The organism is Labrys monachus, assembly GCF_030814655.1.
Taxonomy (GTDB): domain Bacteria; phylum Pseudomonadota; class Alphaproteobacteria; order Rhizobiales; family Labraceae; genus Labrys; species Labrys monacha.
Map to the genome: position 1 here is coordinate 3,358,648 of NZ_JAUSVK010000001.1, position 24,697 is coordinate 3,383,344.

Sequence of the window (24,697 nt, forward strand, 5' to 3'; positions counted from 1 at the left end):
GGAGGCTGTTCCATGACCCTGGTCGCCAGCCATATGAGCAAGAGCTTCGGCCGGACACGGGCCGTCGACGGGGTTTCCGTGACGCTCAGTCCCGGTGCCGTCCACGCCGTGGTCGGCGAGAACGGGGCAGGAAAATCGACCCTGCTGCGCATGCTCGGCGGCGCAGCGCGGGCCGACGGCGGCACCATGAGCCTCGACGGCGTCGCCTATGCTCCGGCCGGCACGGCCGAGGCCTCGGCCCGCGGCGTCGCCCTCGTCTTTCAGGAAATCACCGTCAACCGCTCGCTGACCATCGCCGAGAACATCTTCATCGACCGCCTGCGCAGCTTTGCCGGCCCGCTCGGCTTCATCGCCCGGCGGCGCATGCGGGACGCGGCTCAGGCGATCCTCGACCGGCTCGGGGTGAGGATCTCGGTTTCCGCCGACATCGAGCGCCTCAATCTGGGCGAATGGAAATGCATCGAGATCGCCCGGGCCCTGTCCACCAGCCCCAAGGTCCTCCTCCTCGACGAATCCACGGCCTATCTCGACCATATCGAGGTCGAGTCCGTCCTCGCCGCCATGCGGCAGCTGAAGACGGAGGGCATGACCATCGCCTTCGTCTCGCACCATCTCGATGAGGTCCGCGCCGTCGCCGACGAGCTCACCATCCTCAAGGACGGCCACGGTGCCGGGACCTTCCGCGCCGACGAGATCGAACCCGACGAGATCCACCGCCGCATGGTCGGACGCGACCTCTCGCAGGGCATCTATCCGGAACGGCCGGCCAGGGCCACCGGCGACGCGCCGCCGCTCGTCTTCGAGGCGACCGACGTCGCCGCCGGACGCGACCTCGGCGGCGTGAGCCTCGATGTCCGGGCCGGCGAGATCGTCGGCCTCGCCGGGCTGAAGGGGGCCGGGGCCGACGGCCTCTTCGCGGCGATCGCCGGCGACCAGCAGGTCCGCCGCGGGACCATGCGCCTCGGCGGCAACGCCTATGCGCCGGCCGATCCCGGCGCGGCGTGGAGCCTCGGCGTCGCTCATCTGCCGGGCGATCGCGGCAATGAAGGCCTGATCGCCGATTTCAGCGTGCTCGACAATCTCGTGATGGCGCGCCCGCCCCGCCGCGGCCCGTTGTTCAACCGCCGGGCTGCCGCATCGATCGCACGGGATCTCGTGGCGAGGATCGGCATCAAGACGGCGAGCATCGATGCGCCCTGCACCTCGCTCTCCGGGGGCAACCTGCAGAAAGTGGTGATCGGCAAATGCCTCGCCACCGGCCCCCGTCTGCTGCTGCTCAACAATCCGACGCGCGGCGTCGACGTCGGCGCGCGCATGGAGATCTATCGTGTCATCCGGCAGAAGGCGGCGGAAGGCCTCGCCATCATCCTCTCCTCGGAGGACATGCCGGAACTGATCGGCCTTGCCGACCGCCTGCTGGTGCTGCGCCAGGGCCGAATCGCCCATTCCTTCAACGCGACCGCCGATCTCGCCGAGCACGAAATCGTCCGGCACATGACCTGAGACGGGGACAATGAACCAGACACCCAAGCCCATGACGGCCCCGGAAAACAAGGCGGACAGCCAGATCCAGGCATCGAGCAGGACGGCCCTCCTGCGGCGCGCCTTCCCGCTGGCGGTGCTGGTGCTTCTGTGCGTCGTCTTCTCGCTCGCCTCGCCGCGCTTCCTCACGGTCTCCAACCTGCTGATCGTCCTGCAGCAGGGAACCGTGCTCCTCGTCGCCTCGCTCGGCATGACCTTCGTCATCATGGCCGGATCGATCGACCTTTCGGTCGGTTCGATCGTGGCGCTCGCGGCCCTCGTGACGGCCCTGACCGCCAACACGCTCGGCGCGGCGGCGATCATTCCGGCGATCGCGGTCGGCGCTGCCGCCGGCCTCGTCAACGGCGTCCTCCTCGCCAAGGGCAAGGTGCCCTCCTTCATCGCGACGATGGGCGCGATGGTCGTCTATCGCGGCATCGTGCTGCTGTTCACGCGCGGGGCCCCCGTCTCGATCGAGGACGAGCATTTCCTCGATGCCTATGCGGCGCGGACCTGGGGCATTCCCCATTCGGTGGCGATCGGCCTTCTTCTCGCGCTCCTCGCCTATGCGGTCGTGAACGGCACGGTGTTCGGCCGGGAAGTCAGGGCGATCGGCGGCGGCGAGCGGGTGGCGATCCTCACCGGCATCCGCGTCGCCCGCGTGAAGATCTGCATGTATGTGCTGCTCGGCGCCCTCTGCGGCATCGCCGGCCTCCTGCAGGGGGCACGCGCCATGGCGGCGACGGCGCAGCTCGGCGAGGGGCTGGAGCTGGACGTGATCGCGGCCGTCGTGGTGGGCGGCACGCCGCTGACCGGCGGCGTCGGCAGCATCTTCGGGACCATCCTCGGCGTCCTCATCATCACGCTGCTGTCGAACGGCATGAACATGACCGGCGTCGATCCCTATCTGCAGAATATCGTCAAGGGCACCGTGCTGATCTGCGCCGTCTTCGCCACCATCGACCGCAAGAAGATCGGCATCATCAAATAGGCAGGCGGGAGCGCGGATATCCGCGCTCCCGGGTCTACGCCAGGGGCCGTCCGCCGTCGACGGGGATGATGCTGCCGGTGGTGAAGGGCAGATGCAGGGCGACCGCCATCACCGCGTCCGCGACCTCCGCCGGAAGAGCCAGGCGCTTCAGGGGCGTGCGCTCCGCCTGCTGGTTGCGCCAGCTCTCGTCGAGGCCGCGCACGAATTCGGTATCCACCAGGCCCGGCGAGACCGAGACGACACGGATCTGCGGCGCGAGCGCCCTGGCGAGCGAGCGGGTGAGGTTGTCCACCGCCGCCTTGGAGGCGCAATAGGCGATGTTGCTGCCCATGGCGGTGACCGCGGCGATCGAGGAGATGTTGACCACGAGACCCTCGCCGCTTTGCGCCAGCAGCGGCCGGAAAGCCCTGGTGGCGGCGATGACGCCGCGGACATTGACCGCGAGGATGCGGTCGATCAGGTCGTCGTCGAGGGCGTCGAGATCGGCGTGGGCGACGAAGCGGGTCATGCCGGCCGCGTTGACGAGGACGTCGGCGCGGCCGAACGCCTTGTCGACCTGCCGGGCCAGGCGGTTCATCGCCTCGCTGTCGGCCACCGGCGCCGGGGCGGCGATGTGCCCCGTGCCTTCGAGCGTGCCGGCCAGCGCCAGCGCCGCGGCGGCGGAGGTGTGATAGCCGACGACGACCTGCGCGCCGGCCCCGGCCAGCGCCCGGCAGATCTCGCTGCCGATGCCGCCGGCGCCCCCGGTGACGATCGCGACCTTTCCGTTCATGTCCTTCATGGCAGGCTCACTTTTCCGGCTGGCCGCGGCGATGGGAGACCAGCGCCATCAGCCGGCGGTTGCGCCATTCCGAGCGGGCCGGGAGTTCGGACGCCGGCAGGGCGGCACGCCGCTCCCCGGCGACCCGCGCGATCAGGTCCTCCGACCACGGCTTCGGGTTGTGCCGATCCTGCGCGATGGAATGATAGAGTGGGCCGAGGCGCCGGGCATAATCGTCGACGCCGCCCGGCGCATTGAGGTCGATGGTCTCGAACGGTCCCATGAAGGACCAGCGCAGGCCGAGGCCGTGAGCCACGGTCCGGTCGATATCGGCGGCACTGGCCAGCCCCGCCTCGAAGAGCGCCCATGCCTCGTTGAGCAGCGCGCCCTGCAGCCGGTTGAGGATGAACCCCTCGATCTCCCGGTTGACGACGATCGGCACCTGGCCGAGCCCCTCCATCGCCTCGCGAAGCCAGGGCAGGATGGCGGGGTCGGTCCAGGCCGACGGCACGAGCTCGACCAGCGGCACGAGATGCGGCGGGTTGACGGGATGCACGACGAGGAAGCGCGAGCGGCGCGGCGCCTTTTCGGTGAAGGCCGAGGACGGGATGCCCGAACTGGAGCTTCCCACCACCGCGTCGTCCCGGATGGCGGCGCCGATCTCGAGGCTGATCGCCTGCTTGACGTCGACGCGCTCGAACACAGACTCCTGCACATAGTCGGCATCGCGGACGGCTTCGACCAGGCTGTCGACCACCTCGATCCGGCCGGCGATCGCCTCGACATCCTCGACGAGGCCATGGTCGGCCATGTCGGCCAGGCTTCGCCGGATGCCGGCGAGCGCGCCGGCGCGGATATCCCCGCTGGCGTCGAACAGCTTCACCGAGAGGCCGGCGCGGGCGAAGACGATCGCCCAGCCCGAGCCGACCAACCCCGCGCCGACGACGGCGGCATTCACGAACTTCATGATGCTCACCGGACCTTCGACGTCTCGCCATCGGCGAGACAGATCTCCGAAATGCGCAGCCCGTCCGGCCTGATGCGGGAGGGGAATGCGTCCTTCAGGCGCTCCTCATGGATCGGAATGACACGGCGGGCCTCGTAATTGACCTGCTTCATCATCGCTTCCGTCGCCATGACGAGATTCTGCTGGCTTCCCAGCGCCAGGCCGACCGGCACGTAGATCTTGTCGAGGTCGACCACCCCGCCCGGTCCTTCGATGTTGTCGAAGACATAGACGAGGTCGCCGGCGAGCACCCAGGCATCCTCCGAGGCCGTCTTGCCGTCGTTGCGCACTTCGACCCACATCGACGCGAAGGTGTGGCTGTCATAGGCGACGTGCAGGTCGATGTTCGGCAGCACGTTGGACAGCGGGCCGTCGATGCAGACGAGCCGCTTCTGCCGCGCCAGCTCGACGCCGCGCACGATGTCGCCGGGATCGACGGCGACCAGCATCCAGCGCAGGCGGTCCGGCAGCGACATCGCCCAGGTCCATTTCGCGATCTCGCGTTCCTGGATGTAGAACTTCGCGTTCGGGAAATCTTCGACATTGCCGAAATGGTCGAAATGGGCGTGGGTGATGAAGACGGTGTCGACATCCTCCGGCTTCAGCCCGATGCCGGCGAGCACCTCCTTGGGCGAGCGCCAATTCTCGACGCCGAACTTGTCGCCGAGATGCTTGCCATAGTCCTTGTCGTTGTAGCCGACATCGACCATGGCCACATGGCCGTTCCCCTTGATGACGGCATAGCAGTAGGGAAGCTTCACATAGCCCTGATTGTGGGCACCGTAGAGCACGCCGCTCTTGTGGTATTTGGCGACGTATGAATATTCGAGAACCCAGATCGAATAATCGGACATTTCCTTCTCCCTTTGGCTATTTTTGAAGTTCGATGCCGCAATTGCAGCAGGAATACCGGAAATCGACCATCGTCATGCCGAAGCGGTGCTCGGACGCGGCCTGAAGCTGCCGGTAGGCCGCCGACAGATTGTCGAGCGACACGGTGAGGTCCGGATCCCCCTCCGCCATGCGCGGGGACTGAAGCGCGGCCAGGCAGGCGCCGACGAGGCGGTGGGCGGCTGCCATGCGGCGCAGATTGGCGTCGAGGCGCGAGGGGGCCGAAAGCGATCCGAGCCGGTCGCGGCATTCGAGCCACGTCTCGCGGGCCCCGGCGAGCGAAGGCAGGTCGAAGGCCTCGCGGCGGCCGCTCGCCTGAGCGAGGATGAGCAGCCCCGCGGTCTGGCCGATGACGCGCTTCAGGTCGGCGTAGATCCGCCGCGCCTCCAGCCCGTAGGCGATGACCTCGTCGCTCACCTTTTCCGGCAGACCGTCGGCCATCGGCGGCTCGGCCGCCAGGCTGGCGCAGTCCGGGCGGTGAACGGGCGCGGCGGCATCGAGAAGCGACAGGGATCCGGACCTATTGGCCATCGATGAACCTCGTGGTGTTGCGATCGATCAGTTCGCCGGGCAGGCGCTCCACGGCGGGCTGGACGGCGTTGCCCCGGGCGAGTGCCAGCGCCAGGGCGGTGGTGCGGTCGATCATGCGGGCGATCGGCTGGCGGACGGTCGTCAGCGCATGCGAGGACCAGGAGGCCATGCCGATGTCGTCGAAACCGATCACCGAGAGGTCCGCCGGAATCGACAGCCCGAGGCCGCGCCGCGCCGCATCCATGGCGCCGATGGCCAGGATGTCGTTGGCGCAGAACAGGGCCGTCGGCTTCTCCTCCCGGTTCAGAAGGTCCAGCGCCCCCGCGAAACCCGCTTCGTAGCTGAAGGCCACGCCGCCGGTGCTGGCCGGCGGGGCGACGCCGCGTTCGGCGCAGCGGGCCTGAAAGCCGTGCCAGCGATCGACATTGGTCGAGGCGTCCGGACGTCCCGCCACGAAGCCGAGCCGCCGGTGCCCCCGGTCGATCAGGTGGTCGGCGATCAGCCGGCCCCCCAGGACGTTGTCGCAGGTCACGGCATAGGAATTCTCGTCCGAGCCGACGCGATTGAAGAAGACGACGGGCGTGCCGACCTTGCGGCACGACGCCGAGGCAGCCGAGGAAAGCGTCGTCGCCAGCATCACCACCAGGTCCGGATGGTAGGACAGCAGCACCCTGACGGCCTCCTCCTCGTTCCGCGTCGGGCTGGCGACCACCAGCATGACGTTGAAGTCCTCGGCCTGGAACTGCTCGGTCAGCCGGACCATGACCTCGGGATAGAAGGGGTTGGTGATGTCGGAGACCACCAGCCCGACGATCCGGCTGCTCTTGGTGATCAGCCCGCGCGCAAGGGGGTTGGGCTGGTAGCCGATCTCCACCGCCCGCCGCAGCACCTTCTCCCGCGTCTCGGGAGCGATCACGGCGTCGTCGTAGAAGGCGCGCGAGACCGTCGAAACCGACATGCCGAGCTGCCTCGCCAGGTCCTTCACGGTGATCCGGGGGATTCGCCCCCTGTCGACGGTCGCGTCCGACATTGCCTGTCCGTACTCCCTATCCGCCGGCTCCCGCGCCCGGCAGGCCGCGACTCGCCGTCATGCAGCGTTGCGCCCGCCGAATCGGCGGACCCGGATATTCGCCTGCTCGGCGTGCGCCGCGAAGCCCTCGAGCATGCAGAGCCTGGAGCAATATTCGCCGACCAGGGCGCTGGCCTCGTCGGTCAGGATCCGCTGATAGGTGCATGTCTTCAGGAACTTGCCGACCCACAGCCCGCCGGTGTAGCGGGCGGCCTTCTTGGTGGGAAGCGTATGGTTGGTGCCGATGACCTTGTCGCCATAGGCGACATTGGTCCGCACCCCGAGGAAGAGCGCGCCGTAATTGGTCATGTTCTTCAGGAAATAATCGGGGTCGCGCGTCATCACCTGCACATGCTCGGAGGCGATGCGATCGGCCTCCCTCACCATCTCCGCATCGTCGTCGCAGACGATGACCTCGCCATAATCCGCCCATGCCTTGCCTGCGAGCTCGGCCGTGGGCAGGGTCTTCAATTGCCGTTCCACCTCCGCGATGGTGGCATGGGCGAGCTTCTCGGAGGTCGTCAGCAGGACGGCGGGGGATGTCGGGCCGTGTTCGGCCTGGCCGAGCAGGTCGGTGGCGCAGATCTCGGCGTCGACGCTGTCGTCGGCGATCACCAGCGTCTCCGTCGGCCCGGCGAAGAGATCGATGCCGACGCGGCCGAAGAGCTGGCGCTTGGCTTCGGCCACGAAGGCATTGCCGGGGCCGACGAGCATGTCGACAGGCGCGATGGTGGCGGTGCCCAGCGCCATCGCGGCCACGGCCTGCACGCCGCCGAGCACATAGATCTCGTCGGCGCCGCCGAGATGCATCGCGGCGACGATGGCCGGATGCGGGCCGCCATGGAAGGGCGGCGCGCAGGCGATCACCCGCTTGACGCCGGCGACGCGGGCCGTCACCACGCTCATATGGGCAGAGGCGACCATCGGGTACTTGCCGCCCGGCACATAGCAGCCCACGGCGTTGACCGGTATGTTGCGATGGCCGAGCACGACGCCCGGGATCGTCTCGACTTCGATGTCCTTGAGGGCGTCACGCTGATGCTGGGCGAAATTGCGCACCTGCGTCTGTGCGAAGCGGATGTCGTCGAGGTCACGCCGGGAGACGGCCGACAGAGCCTTCTCGATGTCCTGCTCGGACAGGCGGAAGCTCTCGGGCGACCATTTGTCGAACTTCTCGGACAGTTCGCGTACCGCCTCGTCGCCGCGCGCCTCGACGTCGGCGAGGATCGCCTCGACGGTCGCACGTGTCCTTGCATCGACGGCAGCGACCGTGCTCGCGTCCTGTCCGCGCTTGAGATATCTGGCCATAATCGTCCTCGCCTTTTCGGGGGAGCGGACGGCGATCCCATCGGATCCGGGCCGCCGTCCGCAGCATTGTTACGGATTGACCGTCGGCTCGACCTTGGTCAGCTTGTAGAGGTCCGGGCCGGGCTCGCATTTCTGGCAGTTGATGCCGGGAGCGTTGCCGGCCTTCGGCACGTCGGCCGGCAGAGGCTGGATGGTGGCGCCCGGCGTCGGCTTGCCTTCCAGCGCCGACTGCAGCGAGAGTTCAGGCAGCAGGGTCGGGCTGAAGACCTCGGTGACGAAGGAACTCGGCACGACACCGTCGGGGAAGGTGTTGCAGCCGTCCTCGAAGGTCTGGCCCTTGCACAGCTTCACCTTGTCGGCGGGAACCCAGGGCAGCGGATATTCGATGTTCTCGGGCTCGAGCTTGCGCTTGCCGGTGAGCACTTCCATCATCAGCTTGAAGGCATAGCCGGCCGTTGCCGGCGGCGAGCCGGCCGAGACGCCCTTGAGGCCGCGCTTCTGGTCGTCCGGATTGGCGAGCGCCAGGCGGAAGCCGTTGGAATTCTCGCCGGTCATCGGCACCAGCTTGCTGCCCTTGTCCGTCAGCGCCTGGATGGCTCCATACTCGCCGGCCTGGGCCCAGATGCCGTCGACATCGGGATGGGCGGCGAGGGCCTTCGCGGTCTCCTGCTGCGTGGTGCGGTCATCCCAGAAGGAATAATATTCCGCCACCACCTGGATGCCCGGATATTTCTTGAACACCGCCATGGCGCCGTCGGTATGGCGCTTGTCGACGGAGTTGCCTGGCACGCCACGGCTGAGGAAGATCTTGCCCTTGCCGCCGAGCGCGTTCACCAGCGCCTGGGCGGTGTTCTCGCCGAAGCCCGCGGTGATGTAGCTGACATTGTAGGCGCAGGGCTCGGTGACGGTGGCGTCGTACATGAAGAACTTCACGCCCTTCTCGCAGCCGCGCTTGATGACGCGGTTCAGGGCGGTCGAGGAGATCGGGAAGCTGATGATGCCGTCGGCCTTGGCCGCGATCATGCTTTCATAGGCGGCGATCTGGGCCTGCGGGTCGGTGCCCGAGATGACCTCGGTCAGCTCGACCGTCTTGTCGTAGGGCGGCGTCTTGGCGAGGGCCTTGACGATGTTCGCCGCCTCCGACTGCCAGGAATTGCCGCTATAGCTCAGGCTCAGATAGATCTTGAGCTTCTTGTCCTCGGCGGAGGCCGTGTTGGCCACGAGCGCCAGCCCCATGACCGAGGCGCAGAGCGTCGCCCCCAGCGTCGTCAAAGCCTTTCTCCAGGTCGGCATTTTCATCTCCTCGTTGTCTGACCGCTTGTTATGGGAACGTTCCCAGCGAGGAACGCACCGAAGCGTGGAGCGCGAGCGGTCATTGTCGCGTGGTCCGGCGCTTCAAGATGGCAAAGACGTTTTCGCGCAGCAGCAGGAGCGCGAGCAGGATGATCGATCCCTCGATGACGGTGCGCCACCCCTGGGGAACGCCGAGCGCCGAAATGACGGTGCTCAGCGTGGTGAGCAGCACGGCCCCGCCGATGGTGGCGACGAAGGTGCCGCTGCCGCCGAGGATGGAGGATCCGCCGATCACCACCGCGGCGATGCTCGGCAGCAGATAGTCGCTGCCCATGCGCAGGGTCGCCCCGTTGGCGTAGCCGACCAGCATCATGCCGGCGAAGCCCGCGGCGGCGGCGCTGATCATGTAGGCCATGACCATGGAGCGCCACACCGCGATGCCGGCGACGCGGGCCGCGACCGGATTGGAGCCGATCGCGGTCAGGCGCCGCCCGAAGGAGGTGCGTCCCTGCAGCGCGGAGGCGAGCAGGCAGAACGCCACGATGAAGACGAGAATGAGCGGGATGCCGATCCAATCGGCCTTCATCAGGTCGACGAACACCGGCGGAGAGGCGCCGCGCGGCGTTCCGCTGGTGAAGCCCAGCGCCGCCGATGCGACGATGATGCCGGTCGCCATGGTCATGATGAAGGGCGGGATGCCGAGCGCCGTGACGCCGAGGCCGCTGACGGCGCCGATGCCGGCGCAGATGAGCAGGATGGCGGGCACGAGGTACCAGCTCCCCTCCCCGGTCGCGCCGATCCAGTAGGTCGACAGCACGCCGCCGATGGTGATCAGCGCCGGGATCGACAGATCGAGGCCGCCGATGAGGATGACGAGCCCCTGCCCGAAGGCGACCACCATCAGGAAGGAGGCGAGCAGCAGGACGGTGTTGACCTGCTCCCAGGACCCCAGCGCCGGGCTGACGAAGCGCGACAGCAGGATCAGCAGGATGCTGAGGCCGAAGACGCAAAGGATGGTGATCGTCTCCGGGCGCAGGCGCGCGGTCCCGCGCCGGTCGGCAGCGGCTTCGATCGACGGCATCGGCCGGGCCGGCCGGTTCTGCTCGGGGGCGAGGAGAGGATCGTTCATGCTGCGCCCCGTCGATCGATGAGGTGGGTGACGAGGCCGCCGAAGACGACCGCCGCCACCAGGACCGCGCCCTGGAATATGCCGGTATAGAAGGAGGAGACTCCGCCGGCGAAGAGCACCTTCTGCAGGAGCATCAGAGTCGCGGCGCCGATGACGCTGCCGACCAGCCCTCCCCGTCCGCCGGAGAGCGAGGTGCCGCCGAGCGCCACGGCGGCGAAGGTCAGCATCAGGAAGGAACTGCCGCCGTTCGGATCGCCCGTCGCCGTCTGCGCGCTCAGCATGAAGCCCGCGAGGCCGTAGAGCATGCCGGCGGCGACGAAGGCGACGAAGCGCGTCCGCACGACCGAGATGCCGGAGAGCTGCGCGGCCGTCTCGTCGGCGCCCACGGTGTAGAGGGCGATGCCCGTATCGGTACGCCGGAAGACGAGCCACAGCACGACGACGGCGGCGATGATCAGGCCGGAGATCGGGATCACCCCCATCAGGGTATCCGTCAGCTCGTAGCTGACGAAGTCGGCGACGGTGCCGCCGGGGGCATCGAGCACCACCAAGGCGAGCCCCTGGCAGATGATCATCGTCGCCAGCGTCGCGGCGATCGACTGCAGGCGCAGGATCGCGACGAGATAGCCGTTCACCATGCCGACCGCAGCGCCGATGGCCAGGCAGATCAGCAGGCTTTCCACCGCGCCCGCCGGCCCGTCCAGGGGATAGGCGGCCATGACGACGTTGGTGAGGGAGATGACGCCGGCGACGGACAGGTCGAAGCCGCGCGATAGCACCACGAAGGTTTCCCCCGCCGCGGAAATCGCCAGGGGCGCGGCGTTGTTGGTCAGGCTGAGCACGGTATCGGCCGTCAGGGCCGTCGGATCCCAGACCGCATAGAGAAGATAGAGGATGACGTAGAGGGCAGCGATGATGCCGGCGCCGCTCGCCGCCAGGCGGCGGAGGCGGACGGCGAGCGGCAGCGTGTGACGCCGATAGGGAAGGGCCTGCTGCATGCTCATGCCGCACCCGCCCGCTCTTGCGCCGGCAGGCCGTCGGCATGGCCGGTCAAGGCCGCCACCAACGCCCCCTCCTCGATCGCCTCGCCTTCGAATTGCGCGAAGATGCGGGCGCCGTAGACGACGAGGCAGCGATCGGCCAGCCGCGTCAGTTCCGGCAATTCGGAGGAATAGAGCAGCACGGAGCCTCCCTTGGCGGCAAAGGCCTGGATCGCGGCGTAGATCGCCTGCTTGGTGCCGACGTCGACGCCGCGTGTCGGATCATAGAGCAGCAGCGTGCGCGCCCCGGTCATCATGGCGCGGGCGAGGAGCGCCTTCTGCTGGTTGCCGCCGGAGAGGTCGGCGATGCGGAAGTCGAGATAGCGGGGGCTGAGCTCGACCGCCTGCGAGGCCGTCGCCGCGCCGCGGCGCTCCAGAGCGGGCCATACGATGCCGGCTCGGCTGATGCGCTCGACGATCGGCAGCACGATGTTGCCGGCCGCGGACAGGCTGGGAAAGATGCCCTCGACCTTGCGCTCTTCCGGCAGGAAGCTGAGACCGGCGGCAAGAGCGTCACGCGGGTTCTTCGGTTGAACCGGACGGCCGTCGACGACGATGTCGCCCGAAACGAGCTTCTCCAGGCCGACGAGGGTGCGGAAGAGTTCCCGCTGCCCCTGCCCCTCCAGGGCCGCGACGCCGAGAATCTCGCCCTGCATCAGATCGAGGGAGACGCCGCGCAGCTTGCTGCCGGTCAGGTCCTTGAGCTGCAGCACGGGCTTGCGAGGTTCCTTGCGGACCGCGGAACGACGGCTCGCCGCCGCCTCCGAGCGGCCGACCATCAGCCGGAAGATGTCCGCATCCGTCGCGTCCGACAGATCGACGCTGGCCACCGAGCGGCCGTTGCGCAGCACCGTCGCCCGCGGACAGAGCTGGCGCACCTCGGCCAGGCGATGGGAAATATAGAGGACGGCCACGCCGGCATCCGTCTTCTCGCGCACGAGATCGAAGAGCCAGCCGACATCGGTCAGCGCCGCCGTAGGTTCGTCGAGCACCAGGACCTTGCCGGCATTGTGCAAGGCGCGGGCGATCTCGAGGCGCTGACGCTGGGCCAGCGAAAGCGCAGCAATCGACTGCAGGGGCGAAACATCGGTCAGCCGGTAGCGGGCGAGGATCGCGGCGGCCTCGTCGACGGTACGACGGCCGGAGATCAGGCCCAGGACGCCCTTGCGCATTGCCGGCAGCAGCAGGGCCTCCGCGACGGAGAGGTTCGGCGGAAGGCTGAGTTCCTGGAAGGCGGTGGCGACGCCCGCCCTGCGCCCCGCAAGAATCGATGCGGGCGCATAGGGCTTTCCGTCGATCTCGATCGAACCGCTGTTCGGCCTGAGGACGCCGCTGAGGATCTTGACCAGCGTCGACTTTCCCGCCCCGTTTTCGCCGAGCAAAGCGTGCACCTGGCCGGGCTCGAGCGCGAGCGTCACCTGCTCCAGCGCGATGGTCGCGCCATAGGATTTGGTGATCGACGACGCCAGCAGGCGGTGGGTTGCGACCGCGCCCAAAAGCATTCCTCCCTCGCCGTCCCTCGCAACGCCACGGGCGATGGGAACGTTCTCAGAGAACCTTCTCACTGGAAAATGGCATTGTCAACAGGCTGCGAATGATTTCCCCGACGCGCTGCCGGCGACGCTCCGCCCTCATGCGGGCGCGCCGGCGGGCAGCCTTTCTCGCCTTGTTTTCGGTCTTGACCACGGAATGACCGAAGCGCAGGCACAAGCCGTGCCGCCCCGAAATGTGCGGCGTTCGCGATTCAAAGGATCGTCCGCATGATGCCGGACGGATGGAAGGGCGTATCGATGGGTGGCGACGACCGGCAGGCGGGCTCGACCGATTCGCGCGAAATATCGCTGGACAATCGGCTGTGGCACTTCGCGCTCGACTTCTACGGCCGCGAGGGCGTTGCCCCCGCCTGCCTCGCGCTGCAGGACGGGCTCGGGGTCGACGTCAACATCCTGCTCCTCGCCGTCTTTGCACAGATCCGGCATGGCGCGGCGCTCGGGCCGAGGGACCTCGCCGCGGCCGACGCCCTCGTCCGCGACTGGCGGACGGGCGTCGTGCACGCCCTGCGGCGGCTGCGCCTCCAGCTCAAATCCGGTCCGGACCCCGCGCCGTCGCCGCTGACGGACGGGCTGCGGAGCGAGATCAAGGCCGCGGAACTGCGATCCGAACAGATCGAGATCGCCCTGCTGTCCGCCTGGCTCGACCGGACGCAGCCCCGGCCCGATGACGGCGCGCCCGCTGCCGAAACGGTACCCGCTGCCGTCGCACGCCATTTCGCACCGGATGCCGCGGCCCTTCAGGCGCCGGCGATCGCCGAAGCCCTGGAGGTGCTGCGCCGGGCCATCCGGCAGGCCGGCGGCGATCGGCCGACGGTGCCGTGACGCAGGGAGGCGATCCGCGCGCCGCTCACCGGGCCTTGGCGAAAATGCTTTCCACCAGTTCGGCCGGGCGGAAACGATAGCTCTCGTTGTCGACCGCCACCCAGCTGCCGCGGCCGTCATCGACGATGCGGCTGCGCATGCCGCCGGCCTTGGCGATGATGTCGTAGTCCTGCCCGGAATCGGCGGGATAGGCGAAGGTCATCACCAGTTCGGTCGGGCCGACATTGACGGAACGGTGGATCCAGTAGGGCGGCACGTAGCACAGGCTGCGCGGGCCGATCTCGACGGTGCGGATATCGCCGGCCGGCGATTCCAGCAGCATGAGGCCGTGCCCGCTCTCGCCGTAATACATCTCCGGGCGGTTGGGGTTCGCATGGATATGGCCCCGGGTCAGGAAGAACTCCCGGCCGACCTTGCCCGGCAGCATGCGGGTGACGCCGATGATCATGTCGCCGGCGTCGGCGGACGGTTTGTAGTCCGTCACCTCGTAGACGACCTTGTCGCCCATCTCGGCAAGCAAGGCCCGGTAGGCCTCTTCGTCCTCATAGAGGCCGGCGAGATCCCCCAAAGTCTTGGTGTAACGGTTCGTGGCGCCGCGCAATTCGCCCTTTGCAACGTCCACCACGCAAATACCCGGTTCGCGCATAGGCATTTCGACCAACCTCTCAAAGGCAATGGAGACAGGCGAAGGCATCGCCAATTATGTAGTCACACTACATTTCTCACCGTCGCGACACAAGACCAGCGGAAAGTTTTTGGTCAAAACTGCGGGGAGAGGCGCAATATTGCAGCGCAGCATTTCACTAATGTGATCCGCTCTCAAATTTTTGGAGAAAGCACCGCTTGACCGGCTCACGGTAATGTACTTAAGCTACAAGAATGGGCTTCGGAGAAACGCCCTGCCGGATTGACTCAGGAGGAGAGAAGCATGAAGAAAACCCTTACGGCCAGCGCCGTCGCCACGGCCCTGCTGGCCGGCACGATGAGCCTGGCGCACACGGCCTCGTCGCAGGCCGCCGACTGCAAGATCGGCGTGGCGATGTACACGCTCAGCGCCCCCTATTTCGCCGCCCAGCAGGCTGCCGCCATCGACGAGGGCAAGAAGAAGGGCTGCGAAGTCACCACCTCCGACGGCCAGAACGACATGGGCAAGCAGATCTCCGACGTGGAGGACATGGTTGCCAAGGGCGTCAAGCTGCTCATTCTCAATCCGCGCGACCCGGAAGGCCTCGTCGCCGCCGCCAATGCCGCCACCGCGGCCGGCGTCAAGGTCGTGGTGATGGATTCCAGCATCAACACCAAGGCCAACGTCATCACCCAGGTCCGCTCGTCGAACGACCAGAACGGCTTCCTGGTCGGCCAGTGGCTCGCCAAGAAGATGCAGGGCAAGCCGATCAAGATCATCCTGCTCTCCGGCTCGCAGGGCAACGAAGTCGGCCGTGACCGCCGCCTCGGCGTCTTCAAGGGCCTCGTGGAAGGCCAGCTCGTCAACGACGGCAAGGCCGGCTTCGAAGTGCTCGGCCAGGGCTGGGGCAACTGGGCGACGGAAGACGGCCTGAAGGCCGCCGAGGACCTGCTGCAGGCCCATCCGGACGTCAACGTGCTGCTCGCCGAGAATGATTCGATGGCGCTGGGCGGCATGAAGGCCCTGCAGGCCGCCGGCAAGTCCGACGTGCTGGTTCTCGCCGCGGCCGACGGCCAGAAGGAAGCGCTCGCCCTGATCAAGGAAGGCAAATACGGCGCCACCGGTCTCAACGATCCCGACCTCGTCGCCCGCACGGCGGTCGATATCGGCGTGAAGGCCCTGGAAGGCACGCTCCCGGCCGACTTCCCCAAGCTGGAGCTGACGACGCCCGCGGTGATCACGCAGGAGAACGTCGACAAGTACTACCGCAAGGACGCCGTGTTCTGAGCCCGGCTCGGAGCTGATCCGCAACGACGACCTGCAAGAACAACGACCAGCAAGAACACCGGCGGCGGGATATCGGCCCGCCGCCTCTTGTCTTATCGCGCGAGGGTGTGAATGTCTGAACTCGCGAGGCTAACGGCCATCACCAAGTCCTTCGGCGGCGTCCACGCGCTGAAGGGGGTCGATTTCGACGTCCAGAGCGGCGAGGTCCACGCGCTCCTCGGCGAGAACGGCGCGGGCAAGTCGACGCTGATGCGCGTGCTCGGCGGCGAGACCCACCCGAGCAGCGGCGAGGTTTGGATCGCCGGCCAGCTCGTGGACTTCCGCGATCCCAGGCTCGCCCGCTCGCTCGGCATCGCCGTCATCCACCAGGAACTGGCGCTCGCTCCCGACCTGTCCGTCGCCGAAAACATCTTCCTCGGCGAGCTGCCCGGCGTGTTCGCCGGCCCGGGCCTGAAGAAGCGGGCGGGCGAACTGATCCGCAGTCTCGGCTTCGACATCGATCCCGCCCAGCGGGTCGGCAATCTCGCGGTGGCGCACCAGCAGGTGGTCGAGATCGCCAAGGCGCTGTCGCGCGAGGTCAAGATCATCATCTTCGACGAGCCGACGGCCGTGCTCTCGGCCCAGGATGCCGAGCGGCTCCACAAGGTGATCGCCGCCCTGCGCGCCCGGAACGTCGGCATCGTCTATATCTCCCATCGGCTCGAGGAGGTCTTCCGCATCTCGGACCGGATGACGGTGATGAAGGACGGCCAGCTCGTCGGCACCGTCGCCACCGGCGACGTCACCATCGACGACGTCATCCGCATGATGGTCGGGCGCCCGCTTGCGGCGCTCTTCCCCGAAAAGGGCGCCCGCCGGATCGGCGAGGAGCTCCTCGGCGTCTCCGGCCTCAATGCCGGGCGGAAGGTGAGGAATGTCAGCCTTTCGGTGAAGGCCGGCGAGATCGTCGGCCTCGGCGGCCTGGTCGGCTCGGGCCGCACCGAGGTGGCACGCCTGATCTTCGGGGCGGACCGCCTCGACAGCGGCACCGTCAAGCTGCGGGGCAAGCCCGTGCATTTCCGCTCGCCCCGCGACGCGGTGGCGGCCGGCATCGGGCTCGTGCCCGAGGACCGCAAGCACCAGGGCGTGATCCTCGACAAGCCCATCCGGGTGAACGCCACCATGGCGCGGCTCTCCTCGGTGGTGAACGTGCTCGGCTTCCTGCGCCAGGGACTGGAGCGGCGCGTGGTGACCGAACTCGGCAGGAGCCTGCGGCTCAAGGCCTCGAGCGTCGATGCGCCCGTCTCCAGCCTCTCGGGCGGCAACCAGCAGAAGATCGTGCTCGCCAAATGGTTTCATGCCGACGGCGACATCATCATCCTGGACGAGCCGACGCGCGGCGTCGATGTCGGCGCGAAAACGGAAATCTACAGCCTGGTCAACCGGCTGGCGGAATCGGGCAAGGCCGTGCTGGTGATCTCCTCGGAGCATCAGGAACTCTTCGGACTGTGCGACCGCGTGCTGGTCATGGGCGAAGGCGAGATTCGCGGCGAGCTGAGCCCCGATCGCTACAGCGAGGAGAACCTTCTCTCGCTGGCGATGACACGAAGCTCCCAGACGACCGACGGCCTCGCGGGAGGCCTGGCGACCCAAAGCGGTGAAAAAGAATGACGGCACTCAGCGATAACCGCGGCGACAAGAAGCGCGGATCTGATTTCGGCGAAATCGTGCAGCGTTTCGCCACGCTCGGCATCTTCCTGGTGCTGGTCGTGGTTGCAAGCCTGTGGTCGGACAGCTTCCTGACGACGACCAACATCCTCAACGTCCTGCGCCAGGTCGCCTCGGGCGCCGGCATCATGGCCGTCGGCATGCTCTTCGTCATCCTGACGCGGGGCATCGACCTGTCGGTCGGCTCCATCCTGGCGCTGGGCTGCGTGCTGACCGCCTATTTCATCACCAATCTCGGCTACAGCCTGCCTGTCAGCCTCGTCCTCGTCGTCCTTTCGGGCGCCGCCTGCGGCCTGGTGACGGGCTTCTTCGTCGCCTATATGCGCCTGCCCTCCTTCGTCATGTCGCTCGCCATGATGGCGATCGCCCGCTCGCTGTCCTTCATGATCTCGGAGGGACGGCCCATCTCCATCGGCGACGAGGGCGCCGCGCTCGCCAGCTTCGGCTCGGGCTACTGGCTCGGCATGCCGCAGCCGGTGATCCTGATGTTCGCCGTGTTCATCGTCGGCGGCATCGTCCTCACCTTCACGCGCTTCGGCCGCATCATCACCGCCATCGGCTCGAACGAGGAGGCGGTGCGCCTCTCCGGCATCGCGGTGCCGCGCTACATCCTCTCCGTCTACGTGATCTCCGGCGCGCTGGCCGGCGTCGCCGGCATCATCTCCGCCAGCCGGACCACCATCGGCTCCGCCCAGGTCGGCGTCGGCATGGAGCTCAACGTCATCGCCGCCGTCGTCATCGGCGGCGCCAGCCTCATGGGCGGCCGCGGCGACGTCATCAACACGCTGCTCGGCACGCTGGTGATGGGCATCATCGCCAACATCATGAATCTCGCCGGCGTGCCCGGTTACAGCCAGCAGCTCTATACCGGCCTGATCATCATGGTCGCGATGCTGCTGCAATATGCGACGGGCACGCTGAAGCGCTGACCCGGAGCCCGGCACGCCGCCCCTGAGCGGCGTGTCCCGATACGTGACGATCGAGCTCCGCCGTCTGTCGCGTTGACAGCCGATGGCAGCTTGCCTATATTTTCACATAAATGATCATATTTCACATTTGTGAAATATCGGGCACCGGAAGAGGTGCCGCAGACCAGGAAAGACCCGACCATGGCGGAAATTCAGGGTTCGCGCTCGGCGTCCGGACGCGCCTTCGGCGGTCCCGGCAAATATATCCAGCGCGCCGGCGAGATCGACCGGCTCGGCTCGCACCTCTCCAGCCTCGGCCGCAAGGTGTTCCTGCTCGTCGACGGCTTCGTCTTCGACCGCATGGGAGCGTCGATCCTGGCCTCCCTCGACGGCAGCGGCCTCGCCGTCGCCATGGAGAAATTCAACGGCGAATGCTGCCGTGAGGAAATCGACCGCGTCACCGCCCTGGTGAAGGCGGAGGGAGCCGATGTCGTGGCCGGCATCGGCGGCGGCAAGACGATCGATACCGCCAAGCTCGCGGCGATCGCCAACGATGCGCGCATCGCCATCGTGCCGACCATCGCCTCCACCGATGCGCCCACCAGCGCCATCGCGGTGACCTATACGCCGGAGGGCATCTTCAACGAGGCCTTCCGTCTCTCGCGTAACCCCGACGTCGTCATCGTCGACAGCGCGCTGATCGCCAAGGCGCCGGCGCGCTTCCTGGTCGCCGGCATCGGCGATGCCCTTTCCACCTGGTTCGAAGCGCGCTCCAACCTGGAATCGCATGCCGGCAATTTCGTCGCCGGAGGCTTTCCCGCCCCGCGGGCCGGCATCGCCATCGCGAAGGCCTGCCACGACGTGCTGATGCGCGATGCGCTCGCGGCCAAGATCGCCGTCGAGAAGGGCCTGCTGACGCCGGCGGTCGAGAACATCATCGAGGCCAATACGCTGCTCAGCGGCCTCGGCTTCGAGAATTGCGGGGTATCGGCGGCGCACGGCATCCATGACGGACTGACCGTGCTGGAAGAAACCCACGGCTTCTTCCACGGCGAGAAGGTCGCCTTCGGCGTGCTCTGCCTGCTGATGCTGGAGGGCCGGCCGCTGGCCGAGATCGAGGCCACGACCCGCTTCTGCCGCTCGGTCGGCCTGCCGACCACCCTCGCCGACCTCAAGCTGGGACGGGCGACCGCCGACGACATCGAACGGGTCGCCCGCTCGGCCCTGCGCGAGGGCGCGACGACCTGGCGCGTCGCCGTGCCGCTCTCGGTCGAGATCGTGCGCGACGCGATCCTCGCCCTCGACGCCTTCACCTCTTCGCTCGACACCGCGAACTGACCTGGCGGCCCGTCTGGGGCGGGCCGCGCTTCTGCTGATCCAAGGATGACGACAATGCGTGCAGCCGTAATGTATTCGCCCGGTGACATCCGGTTGGAGGACGTTCCCAAGCCCAGCGCCGCGACCGGCGAGGTCCTGCTGCGCGTGGCGGCCGTGGGCGTGTGCGGCTCCGACCTGCCGCGCATGCTCGTCAAGGGCGCGCATCGCATGCCGATCATCTGCGGCCACGAGTTCTCCGGCCACATCACCGAGATCGGCGAGGGCGTCACCGGCTTCGAGAAGGGCGAACTCGTCGGCGTCGCGCCGCTGATCCCGTGCCGGGTCTGCGACCAGTGCGCGACGGGCAATTTCTCGCGCTGCCGCAACTATGACTATTTCGGCAGCCGGCGCGACGGTGCCTACACCGAATTCGTGGCGGTGCCGGTCGGCAACCTGCTCAAGGCGCCGGAAGGCGCCGATCCGCGCGCCGTGGCGATGACCGACCCGGCATCCATCGCCCTGCACGCCGTCTGGAAGGCGCCGCCCACCATGGGCCAGCGCGGCGGCGTCATCGGCTGCGGGCCGATCGGCCTGTTCGCCATCCAGTGGATGAAGCTGATGGGCTGCACCGAGGTCGTCGCCGTCGACGTCTCGCAGCAGAAACTCGACCAGGCGCGCGAGGCGGGCGCGACCCAGACCTTCCTGGTGACGGACGAGGTGCCGGCCGGCCTCACCTGCGACCTCATCGTCGAGGCCGCCGGCCATCCGTCCTCGATCAACCTCGCGGCCAAGCTCGCCGGCCCCGGCGGCCATGTCGTGTTCATCGGCATCCCGGTCGGCGACGTCACGCTGGAGAACAAGACCTTCCAGCACTTCCTCCGCCAGGAGGTTTCGCTGCATGGCGCCTGGAATTCCTTCGGCGCTCCCTTCCCCGGCAAGCAATGGACGGTGGCGCTCGAAGCCCTCGCCTCCGGCGCCCTGAAATGGGAGTTCATGATCACGCATGAACTGGAGCTGGAGGCGCTGCCGGGCATGTTCGAGACCTTCCGCCGCAAGAACGACTTCTTCTCCAAGGTGATGTTCAGGCCGTAGGATCGGGAGCGCGGATCTCCGGGCGCATGGCCTGCCATGTCGCCTGTCCGCTTCCCCGCCCTGCAAGCACACAAAGATGCGGACAGCCTGTCCGCGCTCCCAGGAAAACCGATATGGCGCGTCTTCTCGGCCTCGATTTCGGCACGGGCGGCATCAGGGTCGGGGTCTTCGACCTCGACAGCCGCGCCATGCTCGGCGAACGGGAAGTCCAATATCCCACCCGCCACCCGCGGCCCGGCTGGGCCGAGCAGTCGCCGCAGGACTGGTGGACGGCTCTGGGCGAGGCGACGCGAGGCCTCATGCGGGACCTCGGCTCGCCTGAGATCGACGGCATCTGCGCCGCCACCACCGCCTCCACCGTCGTCGCCTGCCGGCGGGACGGCACGCCGCTGCGCCCGGCCCTGCTGTGGATGGACTGCCGCGCCGCCGAGGAGGCGGCCGCCACCGCCCGCTCCGACCATCCGGTGCTGGCCTATGCCGGCGGCGGCGACGCGGCCGAATGGCTGGTGCCCAAGGCGATGTGGCTGTCGCGGCACGAACCCTCGGTCTATGCCGAGGCCGACATCATCTGCGAATGCCTCGACTACATCAATTTCAAGCTGACGGGCTTGTGGGTCGGCTCGCGCATGAACGCGACCTGCAAATGGAACTATGATTCCGTCCGCCGATGCTTCCACGAGGACCTCTTCGCCGAGTTCGGCGTGCCCGGCCTCGCCGGCAAGCTGCCGCACGACATCAAGGCGGTGGGGGCGCCGATCGCCCCGCTCAGCGCCGCGGCGGCCGAGCATCTCGGCCTCGCCAACCGGCCGATGCTGGCGCAGGGCGGCATCGACGCGCATATCGGCATCGTCGGCGCCGGCACGCTGCGGCCGGGCGAGCATCTGATGATCGGCGGCACCTCCGTGGTGCAATTGTTCCAGCTCGCCGCCGAGGCCCCCGTCACTGGCTTCTGGGGCCCCTACCCGCATGCGCTGGTGGACGATTACTTCCTCGTCGAAGCCGGGCAGGTCTCGGCGGGCTCGGTGCTTTCCTGGACGTCGAAGGACATGTTCGATCTCGACCGGGCCGGGCTCACTGCGTTGTGGGAGGAGGCCGAAGCCCTGCCGGTCGGCGGCACGGGCCTGCTCACGCTCGACTATTTCATGGGCAACCGTACGCCCTACCGCGACCCGCTGCTGCGCGGCACCATCCTCGGCCTCTCGCTCAGCCACAGCCGGGCCGATCTCTACCGCTCCGCCGTCGAGGGCGTGGCGCTGGGGTCGGCCAACGTCCTCAAGCGCATCAAAGAGCTGGGCATTCCCTGCAACCGCATCGTCAGTTCCGGAGGCTATGCCAGGAACAGGCTGTGGCTGAAGGCGACGGTGGATGCCATCGGCCTGCCGATGGAGCTTCTGGGCGGCACCAACCTCACCATCGTCGGCGCCGCGGCCTCGGCGGCGGCGGGCGCCGGCATCTTCCCCGACCTCTTCGCCGCGGCCGACGCCGTCACCCAGCCGGCGACGATCATCGAGCCTGACCTTCGTGCCCATATGCGCTATGGTGAACTGCTGCAGGACTACCTCGAAGCCACCGAACTGCTGACGCCGCTCCTGCATCGCCTCGCGGCACGGCAGCTTGGGGGAGCCAGCGCATGAGCGTCGAGAGCATCGATCACGACGTCCAGTTCCGTACCCTGTCCGGCGAACAGCGCGAGCTCCTGATGATCCAGGTCGCCAAGCGCTATTACGAGCTCGACATGACCATGGGCGAGCTCGCCAAGGAGCTCAATCTGACGCGCTGGCAGGCGAGCCGGCTGCTCAGCGATGCACGCGAGGCCGGCATCGTGCGCATCGAGATCGTTCCCCGCGCCCCGCGCAGCCCCGACATCGAGGCGAGGCTCCAGCGCCGCTACAATCTCAAGGAAGCGGTGGTGGTGCCCAATAGCGGGGAGGAGGACGAAGGCCTCCTGCTCGAGAGCGTGGCGCAGGCGGCGGCCCGCATGCTGGCGGGCCTCGGCAAGGTGCCGCTGATCGGCGTGTCCTGGGGGCGGACGATGAGCGCCGTCGCCCACCGCCTGCCCCCGTTCTGGAACGAGGGCGTCGAAGTGGTGCTGCTCAACGGCGCCATGAACATCCGCTCGCCCTCGATCCGCACCAACAACACCGCCGAACTGTTCGCCCGCTCGGCCAACGGCACGGCGACGCTGCTGCCGGTGCCGGCCATTCTCGGCCATGCCGCCACCCGCGTCGCCCTGGAGCAGGACCCGACGATCGCCAGCGTGCTCGACCTCGCCCGCCGCGCGCCGGTGATCTGCTTCGGCATGGGCACCATCAGTCCGGATTCCGTGCTGGTGCAATCGGGCTTCGTCTCAGAGGCGGAAACCGCGGCGCTCAAGGCGCGGGGCGCCGTCGGCGACATCCTCAGCCGCTATGTCGACGCCTATGGCAACATCGTCGACCCCGGCCTCGACGCCCGCACGATCGGCATGGATCTGCGTTCCTGCCGCGAGCGCAAATTCTCGATCGGGGTCGCAGCGGGCAAGTCCAAGCACGCCATCGCCCTCGCCTGCCTCCGGGCCGGCTATCTCAACGTGCTCGTCACCGACGAGCAGACCGCACGCTTCCTCCTGGATGAGGCCCACCATGGATAAGACAGAAACTCGCGCGCAAGCCGCCAAGCCGCCCGTTGCCAAGCAGCAGGTCGCGAAGACACCGGCCCTGGCCGCCGTGCCCACGGCAGGCGCCCCGACGGGATCGGCGCTGACGGTGGTGTCCCATGGCGGCCATGCCCGCAACAAGGGCACGCCGCTGCGTCCGGAATGGTTCGAAACGGTGCAGGTCAATCTCACCGCCACCGAAAGGCGCGCCGGCACGCTGGGCGGGCGCCGCACCGTGAAGAAGGAATATCAGGCCGCCTGGCTGGTCAAGGCGGTGCAATGCATCGACCTGACGACGCTGGCCGGCGACGATACGCCTGGCCGCGTCCATCGCCTCGCCATGAAGGCACGCCGCCCGCTGCGCGAGGACATCGTCGCGGCGCTCGGCCTCGCCGACGCGCCGCCCACGGTCGGCGCGGTCTGCGTCTATCCGACCATGGTCGCGCCCGCGGTGAAGGCGCTGGCGGGCTCCGGCATTCCCGTCGCCTCCGTGGCGACCGGCTTTCCCGCCGGCCTGACGCCCCTGCCCCAGCGCCTCGCCGAGATCCGCTACGCGGTCGACCAGGGCGCCGGAGAGATCGACATCGTCATCAACCGCGCCCAGGTGCTGACGCAGGACTGGAATGCCCTCTATGACGAGGTCAAGGCGATGCGCGAGGCCTGCGGCGAGGCGCATCTCAAGGCCATCCTCGGCACCGGCGACCTCAAGACCCTGCGCAACGTCTACAAGGCCAGCATGGTGGCGATGATGGCGGGCGCCGACTTCATCAAGACCTCGACGGGCAAGGAGGACGTCAACGCCACGCTTCCCGTCAGCCTGACCATGATCCGCGCTTTGCGCGATTATGGCGATCTCACCGGCGAGATGATCGGCTTCAAGCCGGCCGGCGGCCTGCGCACCGCCAAGGACGCGCTCGCCTGGCTCGCGCTGATGAAGGAGGAGCTCGGCCGCCCGTGGCTGGAGCCGGACCTCTTCCGCATCGGCGCCAGCTCGCTGCTCGCCGACATCGAGCGCCAGCTCGAGCACTATGTCACCGGCCGCTATTCGGCGCTCACCCATCACGCGATGGCCTAGAGGATGCGCGTGGCGGCCTTCACCCTCCCCTGAGGGGGAGGGTCGGCCGCAAGGCCGGAGTGGGGTGACTTCTTGCGCAGAGATCGCCTCTTCGGGAGTCCGCATCCGAAAATGCCGCGCCGTTCGCCCCACCCCGA

Annotated in this window: 22 protein-coding genes; 11 read left to right on the plus strand and 11 right to left on the minus strand. The window is 67.8% G+C overall.

The genetic code is table 11. The features are described 5' to 3' along the window. Nucleotides 1–12 precede the first annotated feature (12 nt). Nucleotides 13–1,503 (plus strand): sugar ABC transporter ATP-binding protein, encoded by a 1,491-nt coding sequence (locus J3R73_RS15215; RefSeq protein WP_307428345.1) that lies wholly within the window; start codon nucleotides 13–15, stop codon nucleotides 1,501–1,503. Between the two features lie 10 nt (nucleotides 1,504–1,513). Continuing rightward, nucleotides 1,514–2,512 carry an ABC transporter permease gene (locus tag J3R73_RS15220; protein ID WP_307428349.1) on the plus strand — a complete coding sequence of 333 codons (999 nt, stop codon included), beginning with the start codon at nucleotides 1,514–1,516 and terminating at the stop codon, nucleotides 2,510–2,512. A gap of 34 nt (nucleotides 2,513–2,546) precedes the next feature. On the opposite strand, the gene J3R73_RS15225 is transcribed toward J3R73_RS15220, so the two are convergent. The 10 genes from J3R73_RS15225 to J3R73_RS15270 all read right to left on the minus strand — a co-directional run bounded on the left by J3R73_RS15225 (nucleotide 2,547) and on the right by J3R73_RS15270 (nucleotide 13,041). Beyond that, nucleotides 2,547–3,284: an SDR family NAD(P)-dependent oxidoreductase gene (locus J3R73_RS15225; protein WP_307428352.1), complete on the minus strand. Its 738-nt coding sequence runs from the start codon at nucleotides 3,282–3,284 to the stop codon at nucleotides 2,547–2,549. A 16-nt stretch (nucleotides 3,285–3,300) separates the two neighbouring features. Next, entirely contained in the window at nucleotides 3,301–4,239 is a 939-nt protein-coding gene (locus J3R73_RS15230; protein WP_307428355.1) for a 3-hydroxyacyl-CoA dehydrogenase, read from the minus strand. A 5-nt stretch (nucleotides 4,240–4,244) separates the two neighbouring features. After that, a complete protein-coding gene (locus J3R73_RS15235) occupies nucleotides 4,245–5,132 on the minus strand; it encodes an N-acyl homoserine lactonase family protein (protein ID WP_307428358.1) in 888 nt (295 codons plus the stop codon). A 16-nt stretch (nucleotides 5,133–5,148) separates the two neighbouring features. Next, nucleotides 5,149–5,700 carry a hypothetical protein gene (locus J3R73_RS15240; RefSeq protein ID WP_307428363.1) on the minus strand — a complete coding sequence of 184 codons (552 nt, stop codon included), beginning with the start codon at nucleotides 5,698–5,700 and terminating at the stop codon, nucleotides 5,149–5,151. Next, nucleotides 5,690–6,730 carry a LacI family DNA-binding transcriptional regulator gene (locus J3R73_RS15245; RefSeq protein WP_307428366.1) on the minus strand — a complete coding sequence of 347 codons (1,041 nt, stop codon included), beginning with the start codon at nucleotides 6,728–6,730 and terminating at the stop codon, nucleotides 5,690–5,692. Before J3R73_RS15245 ends, J3R73_RS15240 begins: the two co-directional genes overlap by 11 nt. A gap of 57 nt (nucleotides 6,731–6,787) precedes the next feature. Then, nucleotides 6,788–8,077, minus strand: a complete 1,290-nt coding sequence (hisD, locus tag J3R73_RS15250; protein WP_307428369.1) for a histidinol dehydrogenase — start codon at nucleotides 8,075–8,077, stop codon at nucleotides 6,788–6,790. A gap of 69 nt (nucleotides 8,078–8,146) precedes the next feature. Beyond that, a complete protein-coding gene (locus J3R73_RS15255; protein WP_307428372.1) occupies nucleotides 8,147–9,370 on the minus strand; it encodes a sugar ABC transporter substrate-binding protein in 1,224 nt (407 codons plus the stop codon). Between the two features lie 79 nt (nucleotides 9,371–9,449). Continuing rightward, the gene (locus J3R73_RS15260) at nucleotides 9,450–10,499 is read right to left on the minus strand and encodes an ABC transporter permease (protein ID WP_307428377.1); all 1,050 of its coding nucleotides are present in this window, start codon (nucleotides 10,497–10,499) and stop codon (nucleotides 9,450–9,452) included. After that, a complete protein-coding gene (locus J3R73_RS15265) occupies nucleotides 10,496–11,503 on the minus strand; it encodes an ABC transporter permease (protein ID WP_307428380.1) in 1,008 nt (335 codons plus the stop codon). The genes J3R73_RS15260 and J3R73_RS15265 overlap by 4 nt, the downstream gene beginning before the upstream one ends. After that, the gene (locus tag J3R73_RS15270; protein ID WP_307428382.1) at nucleotides 11,500–13,041 is read right to left on the minus strand and encodes a sugar ABC transporter ATP-binding protein; all 1,542 of its coding nucleotides are present in this window, start codon (nucleotides 13,039–13,041) and stop codon (nucleotides 11,500–11,502) included. Before J3R73_RS15270 ends, J3R73_RS15265 begins: the two co-directional genes overlap by 4 nt. 258 nt (nucleotides 13,042–13,299) lie before the next feature. Here J3R73_RS15270 and J3R73_RS15275 point away from each other — a divergent pair, with 258 nt between their 5' ends. Next, complete coding sequence (locus J3R73_RS15275; protein ID WP_307428385.1) at nucleotides 13,300–13,914, plus strand: TIGR02444 family protein; 615 nt, start codon at nucleotides 13,300–13,302, stop codon at nucleotides 13,912–13,914. Nucleotides 13,915–13,939: 25 nt separating this feature from the next. Here the strand turns inward: J3R73_RS15275 and J3R73_RS15280 are convergent, their stop codons facing one another. Beyond that, nucleotides 13,940–14,566 carry a glucose-6-phosphate isomerase gene (locus J3R73_RS15280; RefSeq protein WP_307428388.1) on the minus strand — a complete coding sequence of 209 codons (627 nt, stop codon included), beginning with the start codon at nucleotides 14,564–14,566 and terminating at the stop codon, nucleotides 13,940–13,942. A 330-nt stretch (nucleotides 14,567–14,896) separates the two neighbouring features. Between J3R73_RS15280 and J3R73_RS15285 the strand changes: the two genes are divergently transcribed. From J3R73_RS15285 to deoC, 8 genes are all read left to right on the plus strand, one after another. Beyond that, nucleotides 14,897–15,826 carry a sugar ABC transporter substrate-binding protein gene (locus J3R73_RS15285; protein ID WP_370880091.1) on the plus strand — a complete coding sequence of 310 codons (930 nt, stop codon included), beginning with the start codon at nucleotides 14,897–14,899 and terminating at the stop codon, nucleotides 15,824–15,826. Nucleotides 15,827–15,937: 111 nt separating this feature from the next. Beyond that, complete coding sequence (locus J3R73_RS15290; protein WP_307428395.1) at nucleotides 15,938–17,476, plus strand: sugar ABC transporter ATP-binding protein; 1,539 nt, start codon at nucleotides 15,938–15,940, stop codon at nucleotides 17,474–17,476. Then, nucleotides 17,473–18,462 carry an ABC transporter permease gene (locus J3R73_RS15295; protein WP_307428399.1) on the plus strand — a complete coding sequence of 330 codons (990 nt, stop codon included), beginning with the start codon at nucleotides 17,473–17,475 and terminating at the stop codon, nucleotides 18,460–18,462. The genes J3R73_RS15290 and J3R73_RS15295 overlap by 4 nt, the downstream gene beginning before the upstream one ends. Before the next feature lie 180 nt (nucleotides 18,463–18,642). Beyond that, a complete protein-coding gene (locus J3R73_RS15300) occupies nucleotides 18,643–19,779 on the plus strand; it encodes a glycerol dehydrogenase (protein WP_307428400.1) in 1,137 nt (378 codons plus the stop codon). 54 nt (nucleotides 19,780–19,833) lie between these two features. Beyond that, complete coding sequence (locus J3R73_RS15305) at nucleotides 19,834–20,850, plus strand: galactitol-1-phosphate 5-dehydrogenase (RefSeq protein WP_307428405.1); 1,017 nt, start codon at nucleotides 19,834–19,836, stop codon at nucleotides 20,848–20,850. A 113-nt stretch (nucleotides 20,851–20,963) separates the two neighbouring features. After that, nucleotides 20,964–22,484 (plus strand): FGGY-family carbohydrate kinase, encoded by a 1,521-nt coding sequence (locus tag J3R73_RS15310; RefSeq protein ID WP_307428409.1) that lies wholly within the window; start codon nucleotides 20,964–20,966, stop codon nucleotides 22,482–22,484. After that, entirely contained in the window at nucleotides 22,481–23,479 is a 999-nt protein-coding gene (locus J3R73_RS15315; protein ID WP_307428412.1) for a sugar-binding transcriptional regulator, read from the plus strand. The genes J3R73_RS15310 and J3R73_RS15315 overlap by 4 nt, the downstream gene beginning before the upstream one ends. Beyond that, the gene (gene deoC / locus J3R73_RS15320) at nucleotides 23,472–24,560 is read left to right on the plus strand and encodes a deoxyribose-phosphate aldolase (RefSeq protein ID WP_307428415.1); all 1,089 of its coding nucleotides are present in this window, start codon (nucleotides 23,472–23,474) and stop codon (nucleotides 24,558–24,560) included. Before J3R73_RS15315 ends, deoC begins: the two co-directional genes overlap by 8 nt. Nucleotides 24,561–24,697 lie beyond the last annotated feature (137 nt).